The sequence below is a fragment of the Aequorivita sp. CIP111184 genome, from assembly GCF_900489465.1.
Lineage (GTDB): Bacteria > Bacteroidota > Bacteroidia > Flavobacteriales > Flavobacteriaceae > Aequorivita.
This window is the reverse complement of sequence record NZ_UEFQ01000036.1, coordinates 1-17,137: the sequence shown is the minus strand read 5'-3', so window position 1 is coordinate 17,137 and position 17,137 is coordinate 1. Positions and strand designations below refer to the sequence as shown.

General features: G+C 35.8%; 13 protein-coding genes and 3 tRNA genes. 10 read left to right on the top strand and 6 right to left on the bottom strand.

Going from position 1 to position 17,137, the window contains the following annotated elements; all coding sequences use genetic code 11:
* Nucleotides 1–24: 24 nt before the first annotated feature.
* Nucleotides 25–4,407 (bottom strand): translocation/assembly module TamB domain-containing protein, encoded by a 4,383-nt coding sequence (locus AEQU1_RS15795; protein ID WP_258455310.1) that lies wholly within the window; start codon nt 4,405–4,407, stop codon nt 25–27.
* A 106-nt stretch (nt 4,408–4,513) separates the two neighbouring features.
* On the opposite strand from AEQU1_RS15795, the gene tsaD reads away from it, so the two are divergent.
* Genes tsaD through AEQU1_RS15780 form a run of 3 tightly spaced genes read left to right on the top strand, consistent with a single transcriptional unit; the run spans nt 4,514 to nt 6,584 of the window.
* On the top strand, nt 4,514–5,536 hold the full coding sequence (tsaD, locus tag AEQU1_RS15790; RefSeq protein ID WP_111882653.1) for a tRNA (adenosine(37)-N6)-threonylcarbamoyltransferase complex transferase subunit TsaD: 1,023 nt from the start codon (nt 4,514–4,516) through the stop codon (nt 5,534–5,536).
* A gap of 4 nt (nt 5,537–5,540) precedes the next feature.
* Nucleotides 5,541–5,873 (top strand): TfoX/Sxy family protein, encoded by a 333-nt coding sequence (locus tag AEQU1_RS15785; RefSeq protein ID WP_111882651.1) that lies wholly within the window; start codon nt 5,541–5,543, stop codon nt 5,871–5,873.
* Nucleotides 5,874–6,584, top strand: a complete 711-nt coding sequence (locus tag AEQU1_RS15780; protein ID WP_111882650.1) for a 16S rRNA (uracil(1498)-N(3))-methyltransferase — start codon at nt 5,874–5,876, stop codon at nt 6,582–6,584.
* A 78-nt stretch (nt 6,585–6,662) separates the two neighbouring features.
* On the opposite strand, the gene AEQU1_RS15775 is transcribed toward AEQU1_RS15780, so the two are convergent.
* On the bottom strand, nt 6,663–7,406 hold the full coding sequence (locus AEQU1_RS15775) for a thioredoxin family protein (RefSeq protein WP_111882648.1): 744 nt from the start codon (nt 7,404–7,406) through the stop codon (nt 6,663–6,665).
* Between the two features lie 107 nt (nt 7,407–7,513).
* Here AEQU1_RS15775 and AEQU1_RS15770 point away from each other — a divergent pair, with 107 nt between their 5' ends.
* The 6 genes from AEQU1_RS15770 to AEQU1_RS15745 all read left to right on the top strand — a co-directional run bounded on the left by AEQU1_RS15770 (nt 7,514) and on the right by AEQU1_RS15745 (nt 11,000).
* Entirely contained in the window at nt 7,514–8,158 is a 645-nt protein-coding gene (locus AEQU1_RS15770) for a DUF4159 domain-containing protein (RefSeq protein WP_111882647.1), read from the top strand.
* 90 nt (nt 8,159–8,248) lie between these two features.
* The gene (locus tag AEQU1_RS15765) at nt 8,249–9,343 is read left to right on the top strand and encodes an AI-2E family transporter (RefSeq protein WP_258455309.1); all 1,095 of its coding nucleotides are present in this window, start codon (nt 8,249–8,251) and stop codon (nt 9,341–9,343) included.
* A gap of 3 nt (nt 9,344–9,346) precedes the next feature.
* Nucleotides 9,347–10,516 carry a THUMP-like domain-containing protein gene (locus AEQU1_RS15760; RefSeq protein WP_111882645.1) on the top strand — a complete coding sequence of 390 codons (1,170 nt, stop codon included), beginning with the start codon at nt 9,347–9,349 and terminating at the stop codon, nt 10,514–10,516.
* A gap of 153 nt (nt 10,517–10,669) precedes the next feature.
* Nucleotides 10,670–10,753, top strand: a tRNA-Ser gene (locus AEQU1_RS15755).
* A gap of 58 nt (nt 10,754–10,811) precedes the next feature.
* Nucleotides 10,812–10,886: transfer RNA gene (locus tag AEQU1_RS15750), tRNA-Pro, on the top strand.
* Nucleotides 10,887–10,926: 40 nt separating this feature from the next.
* A tRNA-Arg gene (locus AEQU1_RS15745) sits at nt 10,927–11,000 on the top strand.
* A gap of 46 nt (nt 11,001–11,046) precedes the next feature.
* Here the strand turns inward: AEQU1_RS15745 and AEQU1_RS15740 are convergent.
* The gene (locus AEQU1_RS15740; protein WP_111882643.1) at nt 11,047–11,322 is read right to left on the bottom strand and encodes a hypothetical protein; all 276 of its coding nucleotides are present in this window, start codon (nt 11,320–11,322) and stop codon (nt 11,047–11,049) included.
* A gap of 92 nt (nt 11,323–11,414) precedes the next feature.
* On the opposite strand from AEQU1_RS15740, the gene AEQU1_RS15735 reads away from it, so the two are divergent.
* Entirely contained in the window at nt 11,415–12,338 is a 924-nt protein-coding gene (locus tag AEQU1_RS15735) for a LysR substrate-binding domain-containing protein (RefSeq protein WP_111882642.1), read from the top strand.
* A 9-nt stretch (nt 12,339–12,347) separates the two neighbouring features.
* On the opposite strand, the gene AEQU1_RS15730 is transcribed toward AEQU1_RS15735, so the two are convergent.
* The 3 genes from AEQU1_RS15730 to AEQU1_RS15720 all read right to left on the bottom strand — a co-directional run.
* On the bottom strand, nt 12,348–13,208 hold the full coding sequence (locus tag AEQU1_RS15730; protein ID WP_111882640.1) for a DUF6671 family protein: 861 nt from the start codon (nt 13,206–13,208) through the stop codon (nt 12,348–12,350).
* A gap of 18 nt (nt 13,209–13,226) precedes the next feature.
* A complete protein-coding gene (locus AEQU1_RS15725; RefSeq protein ID WP_111882639.1) occupies nt 13,227–15,611 on the bottom strand; it encodes a DUF2309 domain-containing protein in 2,385 nt (794 codons plus the stop codon).
* Nucleotides 15,608–17,137: proton-conducting transporter membrane subunit (locus AEQU1_RS15720; protein ID WP_408730915.1), on the bottom strand; the 1,530-nt coding region annotated here is incomplete at its 5' end. The genes AEQU1_RS15720 and AEQU1_RS15725, both read right to left, overlap by 4 nt.

Sequence of the window (17,137 nt, the reverse complement as noted above, 5' to 3'; positions counted from 1 at the left end):
AATTTACCATTAGAATTAAAACCTTTACTGCCCTTCCTCATCCGTTTTTATGCCTTTTGGTTTAAAATCCACTGGGTATGTATCGTCATCGGGCGTTACAGGCATTTCAGACTCTAAGGTCATTTTTTTATTGAAGAGTTTTTGGTAAAGTTCCCGGAACGTATTGAAATCTACGGAATACGAAATTCCTGTACCCTGTTCAAAAATTTGATCCTCCCCAATAAACTGAAGGTCTGCTTGTCGGTTAAAAAATTTCATACGTAGGCTTCCATCATCGTTTATAAGCCACTGTACCTCAATATCACCCGCAACGGAGGTTTCATTTGCTCCCCCCACGGGAACACCTACTTTTCCATTTATAAGAATACGTTCATTTATCTGTGTGGAAAGCGTAATGCCAAAACGGTCTGATGTTTCTTGATTTGGAGTCCTATTACCTACAGAATAATCTAAACCAACACGGAACTTTCCATCCTGATCAGCAAAAATATTATTTACCAATCCAGAAACCCTATCGGCCACTGTCCCCGCAAAAGCGTTGGAACCCGCATAATTGTCATTTACAAAAGAGTTTGAAGCCAATAAGAAAAGTGCCTGGTTCTGCATCTGCTCTTGATTTTGCAGCTTGTATTGCAACTCACTTTTTAATGTTGAACTTACTCTCGGAAAATCTATGCTAAAAGATAATTCTGGTTTTGCAAGTTCGCCTTCCAAACCTACATAGACTTCCACAGGTATTTTTGTATTTATGGAAGGATTGTCTAATAGAACAGACGGATTAGCTTGTGTTTTATAAATTGCGCTTAAGTTTAAATTGGCACGTTCGGGCGCACCGTCCCAAGTAATATTTCCGCCAGGCACTACTCCAATGGTTCTTTGTATTATTCCGCCATATCTAAAATCATATGTCCCTTCATACACCTGAAAATCGCCATACATTTGGAATTTTCCATTTGTATTTATTTCTATAAGAAGAATACCTGCCCCGCGGCCCTTTAAAGTAGAATTGTTCACTTTATCTACCACTACTTCTACTTCGGCATTTCTATTAATGTCAAGATCAAAGTTGAGGCTAAGTCCTTTCGCATCTTCTGAAACTATATCCTCTCCATTTATACGCGCCTCTTTTTCCTTGGGAGAAAGGAAATGCACAAATGAATCGTCACTGATGGATTCTGTATCACTTATTGGAATTTTAAATGTTGTTCCCTCTTCCGTAGTGGCATTCACATTAATTACAAGCTCATTAATTGGTCCTTTAATTTTGGCATCTCCGCTTATAAAAGCTGTTCCGTAATAAAGCGCATCTTCCTCGGGAGGCGTGTCCAAAACCAGCAATCGTTCGGGTGCGTCAATATTCAAATTCAGTTCCCAATTGCTGAAATTCGTGTGTGTAGCATTTCCCGATAGTAGTCCTTCAGTTTTGTATTTGGTATCGGTAATATTTGTATAGCCTATTTGAAATTTATTTTTGGTAACTATAATCTGTGCGTTATCTTCAATATCAAAATCTGTATTCAAATAAGGAATTTTTAATCCACTTTTAACCAAAGAGAAACGCCCTAAAATATCTGGAGATTTGTAACTACCTGAAATTTTTGCATTTCCAGAAATAAGTCCGCGAATATTGGTAATTACATCACCTCCAAATGGACTAAAAGCCTGCATGTTGAACTGATTTAAATCAACATTGAGCTGTATTTGGGGGTTTTTGGAAGAAACATCAATTTCACCCACGGCATTTATTGATTTAACATCATTGTTTGTTAAGGATGTGTTTATCCGGTATTTGGTTAAATCTTCATTTCCGTCTATTTTTAAATTCAAATCTCCGAACGGAATTTCATTGATATTAACGTTATCAATTGTTACGGTACTATTTGGATAATATGCGCCATTCTTTTGAAGAAAATCAAACTTTCCGTTCATATTTCCATTAAGACGCAAACTGTCTATTTCCGGCGTTATCTCTCCAATATTTACGTCTTTAAAGCGCACCTTTAAATCTTTATACGTTGAATCTCGCAATACGCCTGCCATTTGAATTAATTGGTCATTTCTACTTAAAACCAAGGAATCAATCCTGATTTCGGAAAAATTATCATCAAAAACAACTTTATTTAGGCGATTGTTGTTTTCGTTTAAATACCAAACATTGCCTTTATAAGTGATATCAGATTTTTTTACACCAATCACAGATTTACCCGAGGGGTTGATGGTATGGTATAATGAAAGGTTAAAAAGGTCTTCTTTTTTTGGACCTCCAGCAAATTCTGAACGTACATACATAGTATCGTTCAAAGTTTTATTAATTACGTTTAAATCTTTAATATTATAGAATCCCGTGTATACGGAATCTGCAGATATGTATATATTATACAATGGATTGTCATTATCTACTTGAATATTCAGTTTACCTATATAATTGTCAAAAAGAAGTATTTCCGGAGAACGGAAATCGAGCTTAAACTTTGATTCATCCGAAGAAACAGATCCTTTTACACGGGTGTTATCACCTAGTTTCAATTGGGGTACAAAAACATCAATAATTTTATTGTAAATAACAAATTCATAATCAATATATTGATTGGTGGTAACCTCTTGGGGAATGTAGTTTGTATAAATACTGGCAATCCCATTCTGAAAAAGATTGGGGATATCTGCAATTAAAAATTCGCCTGAAATTTTTCCATTTAAAATATCGGGTGAATTTATCTCAATGGTTCGCTTAGGGCCTTCAAATGATGAAGTAATATTAAAATCATCAAAATAATAATAATCTCGCTCGTTTTGATAAAAGGTTTGGTTGAAGTTGATGGTTCCAACAACGTCGTCAATGGTTTTTCCCTCCATGTCAACCACCACTTTCCCAGTGAAGACCGAAATACTATCACGCTTTATCAGGTTTAGTTGATTCAATTCTGCATATTCAACATTTGCCTCAAAATCTAATTGGTTGGTTTCTTTTGATGCATCTATCAAACCTTTAAATTGCATTTTTAAGTTTGGGTCGTCAATAGAAAGTTCACCATTAAAAAGAGGATTTTTAAGATTTCCCGAAACCACAATATTTTTGTAATTATAATCTTCAAAATTAAAAGAAGATATTTTTCCTGAAATCTCTGTATTTACTGTGTTTTTGCTAAAACCGCGACCGTCAAAATCTAAATTGGCGGTCATTTTTCCCAAAGAAGTTGTATTGGCAATTTTGCCCAAATTGAAGTTTATCAACACAATATTCCCCTTGTAATAGGCATTGTCAATATTATTGATATTGCCCATTTTTAAATCTACAACTGCTTGTCCTATTGTGCTTTGTAAATTACTTTTTGTATTTAATTCACTACCAATAATTGAAGTGTTTCCGCTAAGATTAAAAGATCCTAACTCTTTTAATTCTACTGGCACAACGTCGCCTAAAACACGCGGCATAAAGCGTCTGAGATCAAAATAATTAGTTGAAATATTGTGATTGGAGGCGGTAATAGCGTATTCTTTTTCTGAATCTAAAATGTTTTTAAAAATGTAATCTCCTTCAATATTTGTATCACCGGTTTGAAATTTCAGGTTGTTAGCGGTAAAGTTATTTAAAGTTCCTTTTAGCTCAGTATCTAGTAAGATTATTTGATCTGGGCCAAATTCGTTATAAAAACCATTTAAATCGTTTGATGCAATTTTAGAATCCTTGATGTTTGCTGTTATAATTACATCATTCACAAAATCTGCCATCCCGTTTTTTGAATAATCCAAATCAATTTCGCCCACAATTTTTGATTCTGTAGTTTCAAGATTCAAATCTTTTAGAGTAATATTTGTAGCAGTATAAGAGAAGTCTGCTTGTAAGTCATTAATAGTAATTCCACGGGCAGCAATCAAGGACAATTTCTTAATATTGGCACTAACGTCTTGGCCATTAATTTTGAAATTATCTGCAACTACGTTTACATTGTCTAAAATAAAAACATCAGGGTTTTCAAGATTTTCGTTAGTAATCTTAATCCTGCTATTGGTTAAGCTTACATCGTTACTAAATAGCGAAAACGGAGAAGTACTAGGCTTGCCTGTATCAAATTTTTTAGCGAAAATGGAAAGATTATCGGTTTCTTCGTCTTTATAAGTTTTAACGTACAATTTGGCGTAATCCAGTGCAATACTTCCAAAACCAAGATCCCCTTTAATTAAATTTTGAAAGCTAATTATATTGGTTTGCAGCTCTTTGCTATAAATTAATGTATCTGCGTGATGATCAGCAATAAAAACTTCACGGACGTCCACTTCGCCTTTCCAATTGAGGCCCAACCGTTTTATTTGAATATCAGTTCCGTAAGTTTCATTAAGATTTGTGGTTACTTTTTTAGCAGCCCAAGTCTGTACTGCCGGTATTGAAAAAATAATAATTATAAGCACGAGCAGCAATACAATGATCACGAATGTGCGAACTATTATTTTCCGAAGTTTTTTGATACGCTTTTAAAGTTTTAATTTTACAACCAATAAATATACCCCTTTTACTTTGACACAAAAAAATTGCTATATTCTCGGTATTGAATCTTCCTGTGACGACACGGCTGCAGCTGTTATCAACAACGGTGAAATACTCAGCAATGTTGTTGCCACTCAGGCAATTCACGAACAATACGGCGGGGTGGTTCCCGAACTTGCTTCACGCGCACACCAACAAAATATTGTGCCAGTTGTGCATCAAGCTTTACGAAAAGCAAATATCGACAAAAATCAGTTATCCGCCATTGCTTTTACGCGCGGTCCTGGCTTGATGGGTTCGCTACTTGTAGGTACCTCATTTTCAAAATCTTTGGCTATGGGTTTGGGCATTCCGTTGATAGATGTTAACCATATGCAAGCACATATTTTAGCACATTTTATTAAGACCGAAGAACAAACCGCACCTAACTTTCCATTTTTGGCGATGACCATTAGTGGTGGGCATACACAAATTGTAAAAGTGAAAGATTATTTTGAAATGGAAGTAATAGGCCAAACCATAGATGATGCCGTAGGCGAAGCTTTTGATAAAAGTGCAAAAATACTTGGGCTTCCCTACCCTGGTGGTCCCTTGGTTGATAAATATGCGCAAAAAGGAAATGCAAAAGCCTTCAAGTTTCCAAAACCAAAAGTTAGTCCTTTAGATTTCAGTTTTAGTGGTTTAAAAACCTCGGTACTTTATTTTGTTGAAAAGGAAGTAAATAAAAACCCGGATTTTATTTCAGAAAACATAGAAGACATTTGCGCAAGCCTTCAGTTTACAATAGTAGATTATTTAATGGATAAGCTAAAAAACGCAGTAAAAAAAACAGGGATAAAGGAAATAGCTATTGGTGGTGGGGTTTCTGCCAATAGTGGTATTAGAACGGCTTTAAAAGAAGCCGAAGCGAAATACGGCTGGAAAACCCATATTCCAAAATTTGAGTTCTGCACAGATAACGCAGCAATGATTGCCATTGTGGGCGAACTAAAATACAAAACTCAAAATTTCGCCGAAAATAATGTTGTAGCTTCGGCACGCATGAAGTTTTGAGAATATGAATCCAAATTCCGAGGAAATATTAAAACGCATTAGAACTGCTCTCAATCCTTGGAAAAAGGACATCGAAGAAAAGCGAATGTTCGGAGGTACTTGTTTTCTTTTTAAAGGAAAAATGTGTGTGGGAGAAACCAAGGAAAGATTGATGGTTCGCATCCCCGCTGAAAAAATGGCTGAAATAACCAAAAGTCCTTTCGTAAAACCAATGGACTTTACCGGAAAACCGATGAAGGAATTCATTTTTGTAACAGCACAAGGTTTTAATACAGAGGAAAAACTACAGCAATGGGTAGAAATAGGCGTTGCACACGCTAAAACAAAATTGAAATAAATGCAGCTTTTTTACAATCCCAACATTTCAGAATCCACAAAGGAAATTACTTTTGATAAAGAGGAAAGCCGTCATATTGCAAAGGTTTTACGAATGAAAGAAGGCGACACTTTCAAAATCACAAATGGAAAGGGTTCTTTTTTCGATTCAGAAATAATGAATGCGAATCCTAAAGCGTGTTTGGTAAAAATACTTTCACAAGATATTCAGCAACCACTACCCTATCAGCTTCATTTAGCCGTTGCACCCACAAAACTGAACGATCGTTACGAATGGTTTTTAGAAAAAGCTACCGAAATAGGCATAACAGAGATCACCCCAATAATCTGCGCCCACAGCGAACGAAAAATCATTAAGCCTGAACGGTATGAAAAAATCCTTCAAAGTGCCATGAAACAATCGCTAAAGGCGTATTTGCCCATTTTAAATGATTCCGTTTCATTTAAGGATTTTATAAATTTGGAAAATAATTCCGCTGATTTAAAATGTATAGCGCATTGCGAAGAAACCGATAAAAAATCCTTAAAATCAATCTTACTTCCAAATAAGAAAGTAACAATTCTTATCGGTCCCGAAGGTGATTTTTCATCTGAAGAAATTGAGCTTGCAAAAAAGGGCGGATACATTCCAGTTACCTTGGGTGAAAGCCGTTTAAGAACGGAAACTGCGGCTGTGGTGGCTTGTCACAGCGTAGCTTTTTTAAATGAATAAAACCCAACAGATTTCAATTTTTTGCCACCCGCCCATTGCGGAAGCTTCAAAATTGGAGGAAAACCTGTTAGGCCTTAATTATATTTTTTGTTGTGTCGCTGCAGTTATGACAAAATTCTGGGACTGAACGAATCCAATCAAAATAAGTTGATCCCCTTTTTCAACCAACTCTGGAATTTTGATGCTCATTGTTCCACTAGATTCAGTTAGTGAATTCTTTAACTGCTCTACTACAATATTTACGCTTGAAAGCTTTCGTCCGCTGTTTTCGCCGCGTTTAATACTAGTTTCTTTTTTCTCGATGGCAAGCGCAATTTTTAAATCTTTTCTGGAAATATCACCTTCCGTTTTATAGCTGAAAGTTATTTGATTTCCGGTTTTTTTAATTTCAGAAAGAGCTATTGTATTCTCAGGGTTTATTTTTAGAAATCTTGAAAGATTATCCTCCATTTTTGCTTCACTGGAGCCTACAAAATGAACATCGCCATTTACCACTGCCTGCGGAGTATAAACACTTGAGCCTCCAAATTTAGTACTATAGCGATACTGTATATCTGAAAATTCTTTCTTGCTAAAAACATCTTTCCAGCCCAAACGGTTCCAATAATCTACATGATAGGAAAGAACGAAAACGTTTTTGCCTCCATATTCCTTTTCAACTTTTTCTAACAGTATATCAGCACTTGGACAGCTGCTGCAACCTTGCGAAGTAAAAAGTTGAACTATGGCAAAAGGTTTATTTTCTAATTCGGAAGAGTCTTTATTAAAAGAGCAAATTGCAAAAATCACCGGAAAAATAAGCACTAATAATATCCTTTTCATACCAACAATTTTAAAAGTTTGTCCGTCTATTTCTTTAAAACTTACAGTAAGCCATTTTTAGAAAATTGTTTCACTTTTATTCTTTCTGAATTTGTACTTTTGAAGATATGCGAATAACAATATTTACAGTTTTTATTTTTATTTTTATCGGCAACATTTCAGCTCAGGAAATAGCTCTTTTGCAATACGGCGGTGGTGGTGACTGGTATGCAAACCCAACTTCGCTATCTAATTTGGCGAAATTCTGCAACCAACACATAGACACTTCTATAAAGGAAAAGCCAGAAACCGTTACACCTAGTAGCATTGATATTTTTGATTATCCTTTTTTGCATATGACGGGTCACGGAAATGTTTTCTTTTCCTCCGAAGAGGCTGAAAACCTTCGTAATTATTTGATGAGCGGCGGTTTTCTTCATATTGATGATAATTACGGAATAGACCAATATATACGCAAGGAAATTGTGAAAATCTTCCCCAACAAAGAATTGAAAGAGCTACCCGCTAATTATCCGATGTTTAGTTACGTTTATAAGTTTCCACAGGGAATGCCCAAAATTCATGAACATGACGGAGGGCGTCCACAGGCTTTCGGTATTTTTGTGGAAGATAGATTGGTCCTGCTTTACACTTTTGAAACAGATCTTGGTGATGGATGGGAAAACCCAGAAGTTCATAACGATCCGCAGGAAGTAAGACTTAAAGCCCTGCAAATGGGTGCCAATATTATTAAATACGTTTTCGAAAATTAATTCGCAGCATACTATTATTCATTAATCAACATTACAATCCCTTAACAAAACTTTGATTTTTTCTATAGTGGAATATAGTATATTTACTGCTTGAAAACTACTGCAAAAGCAATAACCCTAGGTATATTAAGAGCCCTCGCTGTAATGGTGGGTATCATAATTTTTATTTGGTTTTTGTATGAAATACAAGCACTCATTCTATATGTTGGCTTGGCTTTGGTACTTTCATTGATGGGAAGGCCGCTAGTATTATTTTTAAGAAAAAGGTTTCGTTTCGGGAATACGCTAGCTTCGGTTTTTACACTTCTTATTATTATTGGAACCTTTAGTTTACTTCTCAGTATTTTTGTTCCTATTATAATTGAACAGGGAAAACATATTTCCCAAATTGATTTTGAACAAGTAAAGCGCGATTTAAACGAACTGAACATCCAAGCCAGTGATTATCTTGGTGTAGACCATTTTCAGCTGGTTGAAGCAATCAAGCGTACTACCTACGTACAAAATATGGATATTGAAATTATTCCAAGTTTTATTGATATTTTCTTCGGAAATATTGCAGGTACTATTATTGGTATATTCTCGGTTTTGTTCATTTCTTTCTTTCTTTTGAAAGATGAATACTTAATAGCCCGAACAGTACTTTCCCTGGCAAAAACTGGAGATGAAGAAAAATTTAAAAGGATATTAATAAAAATTAAAGAACTGCTTTCCCGTTATTTTATAGGTCTGCTTTTACAAATTTTTATACTTTCACTTTTTTACTCCGTACTTCTGCTCTATCTAGATATTCGTGATGCAATTGCAGTGGCGCTAATATGTGCCTTTTTAAATATTGTTCCCTATCTGGGTCCAATAATAGGTTGGGGGTTAATGTTACTTGTAATAATCTCCAATAACCTTGGAGCTGATTTTTCTACAGGACTCTTGCCATTATTAATGATTGCTTCGGGAGGATATGCTATTGCCCAGGTTTTTGATAATTTTATATCTCAGCCTGTAATTTTTGGTCACAGTGTTCGCTCCCATCCGCTGGAAATTTTTCTTGTAATTTTAATAGGAGGTTTTGTTTTTGGCATTCCGGGAATGATACTTGCCGTTCCTACTTACACGGCATTAAAAGTAATAGCTAAAGAATTTCTATCGGAATACAAAGTTGTGAAACGCCTTACCCGAAATCTATAATATTTGATTAACTCTGCCCTTTTAAATACCGAAGTACAGAATTTTATAAAAAATTTTGAAGACGATATTTCAAAACTTGCTTTCGCCGGTAGTCCGTTTGAAGATGTTTCAGTCCATGAATTGATTCAGCAAATTGAAAGCCGAAAAAAGATTGAAAAAAAACTGCCAACCTGGTTTGAAACGCAAAATATTTTGTTTCCACCAAAATTAAATCTAGAGCAGACTTCTTCTGAAATAACTGCCGATTATAAGGCTTCATTGGTAAAAGGTGAAATTCTTGCAGATATAACTGGCGGCTTTGGGGTTGATAGTTTTTCCTTTTCTGAAAAAATTTCTACTGTGCATCACTTTGAAATTAATGAAGCACTCTCAGAGATGGCAAAGCATAATTTTAAAGTTTTCCATAAAGACAATGTCCAATGTTTTCCTGAAGATGGTTTAACGGCCGTTTTAAGCAAGAATTATGGCGTAGTATACGCAGACCCTTCCCGGCGCCATGAAAGTAAAGGAAAGGTTTTCTTTCTTAGGGATTGCGAACCGAATATACCTGAAAATATATCCAAAATATTAACTAACTGCAATCAATTACTTTTGAAAACTTCGCCTATGTTGGATGTTTCAATTGGATTGGCTGAATTGCAGAAAGTTTTCGAAATTCATATTGTTGCGGTTGATAACGAAGTAAAAGAATTGCTTTGGTTATTGAAAAAGGATGCTTTTCAGGAACCACATATTAAAACTGTAAATATCAAAAAATCGGGGATTGAAAGATTTGATTTTAAATGGAACGAAACTCCCACGGCTTTATATAGCTTACCCAAAAAGTATCTTTATGAGCCAAATGCTGCAATCTTAAAAAGTGGTGCCTTCGATTTGGTGTTCGAAAAATTTAAGGTGAATAAACTTCATAAAAATACACATCTTTATACCAGTGAAACTTTAATAGATTTTCCGGGAAGAGTTTTTTTGATTGAAAAGGCTATTCCTTATACCAAAATCGAGATGCGTGCCGCCCTATCCTTCAAAAAAGCAAATATTACTACCAGAAATTTTCCAGAATCTGTGGAAACCCTTCGTAAAAAGTGGAAAATTAAAGACGGTGGCGATATCTATTTGTTTTTTGTGACTAATTTAGAGGATAAAAAAGAGATGCTCATTTGTTCTAAGGTTTAAATCTATTTTTTATTGAATCAATTTGCCTAGCATTCCCTTGATTTAAACCGCTTTAAAAATTAACATTAAAAAAGGGCGTTTTTTGCTTGCGTTATTACAATTGAAAACTTACATTTGCAACCGCATTTTAGGATGACACGTTCATAAAAAATTGGAGAGGTGCCGGAGTGGTAACGGAGCAGATTGCTAATCTGTCGACGGGCAACCGTCGCCAGGGTTCGAATCCCTGTCTCTCCGCATTATTGAGTTAAAAAAAAACTCCAAAATTACAGTGAACAATATTGATTGCTGTTCACGGGGTGTAGCGTAGCCCGGTTATCGCGCCTGCTTTGGGAGCAGGAGGCCGCAGGTTCGAATCCTGCCACCCCGACAAAAACCGAACACAAAGTTCGGTTTTTTTGTTTTTTATTGGTCGCATAGCTCAGCTGGATAGAGCACCTGCCTTCTAAGCAGGCGGTCGAAGGTTCGAATCCTTCTGCGATCACATCGAATCCCCTATATAGGGGATTTTTTTGTTTTGTTCAATTGATTTATCTAACTGTAATATCAATAATTCCACTTACCTCAATAATCTTACCTTCGGCTTTGGCTAAATCAATTAGATTTGAAACTTTTTCTTGAGAATGTTTTAATTCTATAAGCCTTTTTTTATATCTGTCCGTATTTCCAAGATTACGCTCTTCCCTACTAAAAATCTGACGATTATTAAATTTAATCTTATCACCAATAATTGAAAATAATATTTCCGATGCCTCATCTGGCGTGAATTCTCCTTTAATTAGATCTACTGTTTCTTGTTTTTTCATTCAATTGATTTTTTAAATATTCACTACAAATATGAAGATGTTTACTCATATATTTTTATTTATATTTACTATGCAATTAATAAAATTAATTAATGAATTATACACTCAACCAACTCACTATATTTTTGAAAATAACAGAACTCAAAAGTATAACCAAAGCAGCGGAAGCCCTTTATTTAACGCAACCTGCTGTATCAATTCAGCTAAAGAATTTTCAGGATCAGTTTGAAATATCCTTAACGGAAGTTATTGGAAGACAACTTTACGTTACGTCTTTCGGTCAAGAAATTGCCGAAGCTACGAAACGTATTTTAGCAGAAGTGGAAACAATGAAACACAAAAGCCTCGCTTTTAAAGGACAGCTAACTGGCCGATTGACTATTGCCGTAGTTTCTACAGGAAAATATGTAATGCCATTTTTTCTGTCCTCTTTTTTGAATGAAAACAGTGGTGTAGACTTGGTAATGGATGTTACCAATCGATATCAAGTATTGGAAGCACTGGAAAAAAATGAAGTAGATTTTGCACTTGTTTCCGTATTGCCAGATAATCTGAAAGTTGAAAAAATGGGCTTGATGGAGAATAAATTATTTTTAGTGGGAAGCCCTGCCTTAACACAATCAATTTCAAAAAAGAGAACTGAAATTTTTGAAAATTTACCGTGGATCTACCGCGAGGAAGGTTCAGCAACAAGACAATCCATGGAGCGTTTTATAGCCAGCAACAATATTCAAGTGAATAAAAAAATTCAACTTACCTCAAATGAAGCGGTTAAACAAGCGGTTTTAGCGGGGTTGGGTTTTAGTATTATGCCTTTGATTGGTTTAAAAAATGAGCTGAACGATAAAGAAATAAGTATCGTTCCCGTAAAAGGGCTGCCAGTAAAAACCGCGTGGAATCTTATCTGGCTTAAAGGCAAGAAATTTTCACCCGCTGCACTAACCTATCTCGAATTTTTAAAGGAAAACATTGAAACTGTAATTGAAACACATTATAAGTGGCTTGAAAATTATTAAATCAAAAATTCAAGGATTGCAGTAATCACAAAATGTAGCATTTTGAAAATTTACATCTTCCTTTTTCCGTTCACAACTGAAATTACATTTTTGGCAAGAAAAAATATATCCCTTCAATCCTTTTGTGGGTAAATTGCAAAGCTCGCACCGAAGGCCACGAATGGCCTCAATTATTGAATAACCGGGCGCATTGCATTTTGGACAATTTGTATTTATAATATTTACAAGATTTTTTGTCGCCTGTTTTATAGCTTCCATCCGGGTTGGATTCTGAAATGCGCGCATATCTGTTTCAGCTTGAACTTTCTTTTCTTCATCCAACAGTTTAACAACTTGGTTATGCAACAAATCAAAACTTTTAAAATCCTTATAAATACTTTCTGAATTCTTTTCATTGGAAATTTTCAGAATAATACCGTGTTCAGGAAATCCTATTCTTTCCGAGAACTCCTTCAAATCATTTAAATTTTCTATTTTTTGATGGTTGAAGTTGGTCTTTTCCGTAAAATGCCTACCAATTATTTCGAAACCATTTTTCGTATCAATCAATATAACAAGTTCTTCATTTCCAATTATAAAGGGACTTTCGGGATGTGGTCCAAAAGAACCTTCACTCGCAATTGCCAAGTTTTCATTTGTTTGTAAAAGCGCTGCCAACGCTTTGGCGCGAACGGTTTCCAAAGGATTTCTTACACGTTCAATTTCTCCAGAAAATGTTCCAAATTGATCAGTATCAAAATTCTTTGGAGTTATAGCTTTCAATCCAAACTCTTGCTTTAAAAGTGGCTCGATAACTGTTTCCTTTTTGTGCATTGTTGCTATAACAACACATCTATTTCTAAAAATTTCGGAACCATTATATCTTTTCATTTCGGTAAGATTTAAAATTTATAGTTGAGAAACAACCGCCTCTTTCACTTCACTTTTTACCTTCTCAATTTTTTCAGAATTGGTTACGCTTTCCCATTGCATACCCTTGGAATATCTTTTTATATGGTTTTCATTTTTTGGATCCATTACCATTAAATAAATCCACTCGTTGTCCAACAAATTTTGAATGTTTGCATTCCGCTTTAAAATCCCTTTTATACGCTCGATGGGTGCTTGAATAACAACAGAAAGCCGCAGCGGTTGGTGATACATTTCAGTATCGCTTTGTTTTACCGATTGCAAGGGAAGTCCCATTTTTAAATCGCCACCGTTGCCTTGAACCACTCCAAATTTTCCAGTTACGTTATGCGTAATTTTTGAACCACCGCCGAAGGTTTCATTATCTACCGTAGAAAAGTAATAGTGATTGTTAATCCATTGTGTAACAACCATCGGGCCCTGCATTATTCCTTCCAGCGCGGCGCCTTCGGCATCTAATTCCCAATCATAGGAATGGAGAAAACAGCGTCCATCGAGATTTAGATTTTTAGTCAGTTTTCGTGGCGCAATTATAAAACTGGCATTTTTCGCTAGTCCCCATTCAGGTCGCGTTTCTGACCAATTGTTGGCATTTCCGTGCGCTATTTTCACGCTTTTATGCTTTGTATTTAATCGTTCTGCAGTAGCGGTTTGTTGCGCTTTTGCAAGATTTGCTTTCAAGTTTTGCAAAGCTAGCAAATGAGTTTTGGGCACTTCAGAGTCAAAAATTACAATTTCGTCCGTCGTAGTGTTGTGCTCAGCTCCTATAAATACAGTTTCTTCAGGAATATTAAACCCGTATTCCTTCCGCAAAATTTCTTTTACATCTTCTGAATTAGCTATTTTGGCGAGCATCCGCGCATTATGCCTTCCCGGACTCGCGGCACAAGCCCCACAATCCAAGCTAGAGCCGAAAGGGTTATTTGCAGAATGGCTTCCGTGGCCAACAAAAAGCACGAGTGGTGCAAAGTTTTTCCAACCTGTAAGATCGAAAGCCCCTTTCACTATTGCAACTTTTTCTGTCAATGGAATTTCTAAATGCGAGTGATTTCTTTCCGAACATTTATCAATTTGCGGCTCATAAACATTTTCATAATCAGTGGCATTTCTATTCTTCCATCTATAGGAATTTCCCGGAAAAACTGTTCTACCAACTAAAGAGAATCCATAAAAAAGACCTGAACCTTCCACGTATCCAAAGGCAGATGGAAGCATGTTTTTCATTCTTTTCAGAAAATATTCACTAAAAATTTTCTTTTGGTTTCGCTGGGTGAATTTTTTAGCGGATGCTATTTTAGTTTTCTGTGGAATTTCTGAAACTTGATACGCAGAACCTACAATTGGCGGACAGGATTTCCGAATCACGCCGTCATTTTCGTTTTTATAATCCATCGCAATTCCGAAGAAACCTGCATAACCAAAAGTCTCGTAGTTACCCGAATTCTCTATATGTCTTCGCATTAACTCTGAGCGCGTGTCTATGCATAAAGCAAATTGGGCATCGGGAATTTCTGAAGTTGAAACATTTTTATTCAATTCAGTTTTGTTCGTTTCAAGCGTTTTAGTCAATTTTTTCTGCCAGCTATTTTCCCAGGCTTGCAGCCAAAGATGGCGCAGCGAAACCGTTTCACTATTATTACTTGCAATTTTCTTCGGAAGAATTTCTATATTCAATTTTTTCGCAATAAAAAAGCGAACGGCTAAATAATCTTCAAAGGTTATTGGGTACTCTTTTTGCCATAACGTGTTGGAATTATTCCGATGTTTTATATAGCCTGTCCATCCGGGCAACGCTGCCAAATGCTGTTTAAAAATTTCAACACATTCTTCTTTTGAATATGATTTCAAAATACTTTCTAAAGTTTCTGAGGCTTTTTCAGGGATTTCATCACTGTTTTTAATCTGCAGTTTAGAATCGTACTTTGCCAATTTTCGCCAAGATTTATAAAAACCTTGATTTTTATTTGGCATTTCCCATTCAGCCAAACCTTCGTCCATAAAGGCAGCGAGCCATTTTGATACAATCCGATTAAGTTTTGGATTTTGATTTCTTTCAATTATAGGCGTTTCAATCTCCATCTTTTTAAGTGATTCGAAGGGCGATTCTGAAAAACCATTTTTTAAAAGTAACGTAGAAATTTCGGTTTCGTCAATCTCATTGCGCTCCCAAGCTTGGCGATAAACCGAAACTTCGGGAAAGGAACGTGCACCAAAAAGCGTTTTGGCTTGGTTTAATGCTTCAGAGAAATGATTTTTCTCAAAACCTACAAGCGGATTAGAAGTTACGAAACCGTAAAGCGGCCAGGTTGTACCGACAATTTCGGAAGCTTCATTTAAACTTTGCTGCAATTTTGAATTCATCATAAAGATTTCTGATTTGAAGTTAAAATGGTTTTTTTATAGGGTTGTGAATCATTCATCAGTTTTACGTAGAGCCAAGGTACTTTTCTGTAAACACCTAGTTTCATTATAAAAAAGCCAATCAAAAAGATGATTCCAAAAATGATATGTATTGCGGAAATGGATACCGGTGCGTCAATCATTGGCATATCTGCCATCAAAATGGTTACTCCATTATAAAGTAGCGCGTACAGCACAATGCCGGTTGTGAAAAGTATAATTGGGAAAAGGATTTTTTGGAACGATGTAAAAATTTCCTGTTTTACAATATTATAGGTTACCTGCCCTACTGTTATTGCGACAATCAGGGTAAGAATGATGCCACTGTCCAAAGTCGTGCCCTTTCCCGTGAGATAGGAAAACAATACGGCTCCCAATGCTCCGAAAATAAGTACTACCAAAGCTTGAACCGGTGTAATTACTATTTTATAAGGTTTGGATGGGTTTGTATTTTGAATTTCATCTCCGGCGGAAAGAAATAAATAGGCTTTATAAAACCCGTGTAAAATAAGGTGTGCAACTGCGGCATTGAAAAAACCGAGCCCACATTGCATAATCATAAATCCCATTTGGGCAATTGTAGAACAGGCTAATTTTTGTTTCACATTTACTTGTAGCAATTTTGTGAACTGCGCAGTAATGGCAGTAATTCCACCAATTACAAAGAGTAGCGTTAATGTATGCGAGTCAAAAAGTAGGGTTGAAAAAAAGGCTAGCAGAATACCACCACCGTTTACAAAACCAGCATGCATTAATGCTGAAGCTGGCGTGGGAGCGGTCATCGCCGAAAGCAGCCAGCGTTGAAATGGATACATTGCCGACTGGATTATTGCGGCCATAATAATACAAACGGACGCCATTATTTTTATGTATGCTGGTAGCGTTTCAAGATTTTGAATTATTTCTTCAATGGTATAAAAGTTTGTTTGGCTTGCTAAAAGAAATAAACCACTTCCCAGAAAAAAAGTGCCAAGCAAAAAGAATTTTTGGGCATATTCCGAAGCTTCTCGCGCTTCTACCCAAGATTTATCAACACCAATCAGTTGCGCCATAAATATACCCATCAGCAACCAAGAGCCTATAAAGGGAAGGATGTGGTTGGACATCACCAAGAGCATTACCACAAAAAGAAATCCAAAACTGTATATTGTGAATTGTGAATGGTTTAAAAAACCTTTTAGATAATTACGAGCATACGTGCTTACAATTGCGCTGAAAAATGTTACGGTTGTCCAAATTAAAAGCGTGAACCCATTAATTTTGAAGATGTTTTCCCAATGCCACGTTGGCGTGTTTGGAAAATAATAAATAAGCGCACCAAGATTGGCAAAAAAAAGTACCCAAATAAAGATGGGTACAATTGAATACATTTTTGATTGTTGAAAAGGTTTTTGAAGTGGTCGTGTTTTAGCAGTGTTAGTCTGGTTCAGGATGGCCTGCATAATTTTTAAGTTTTTTAAAATTTGAACTTTTGAATTGATACATTTTAT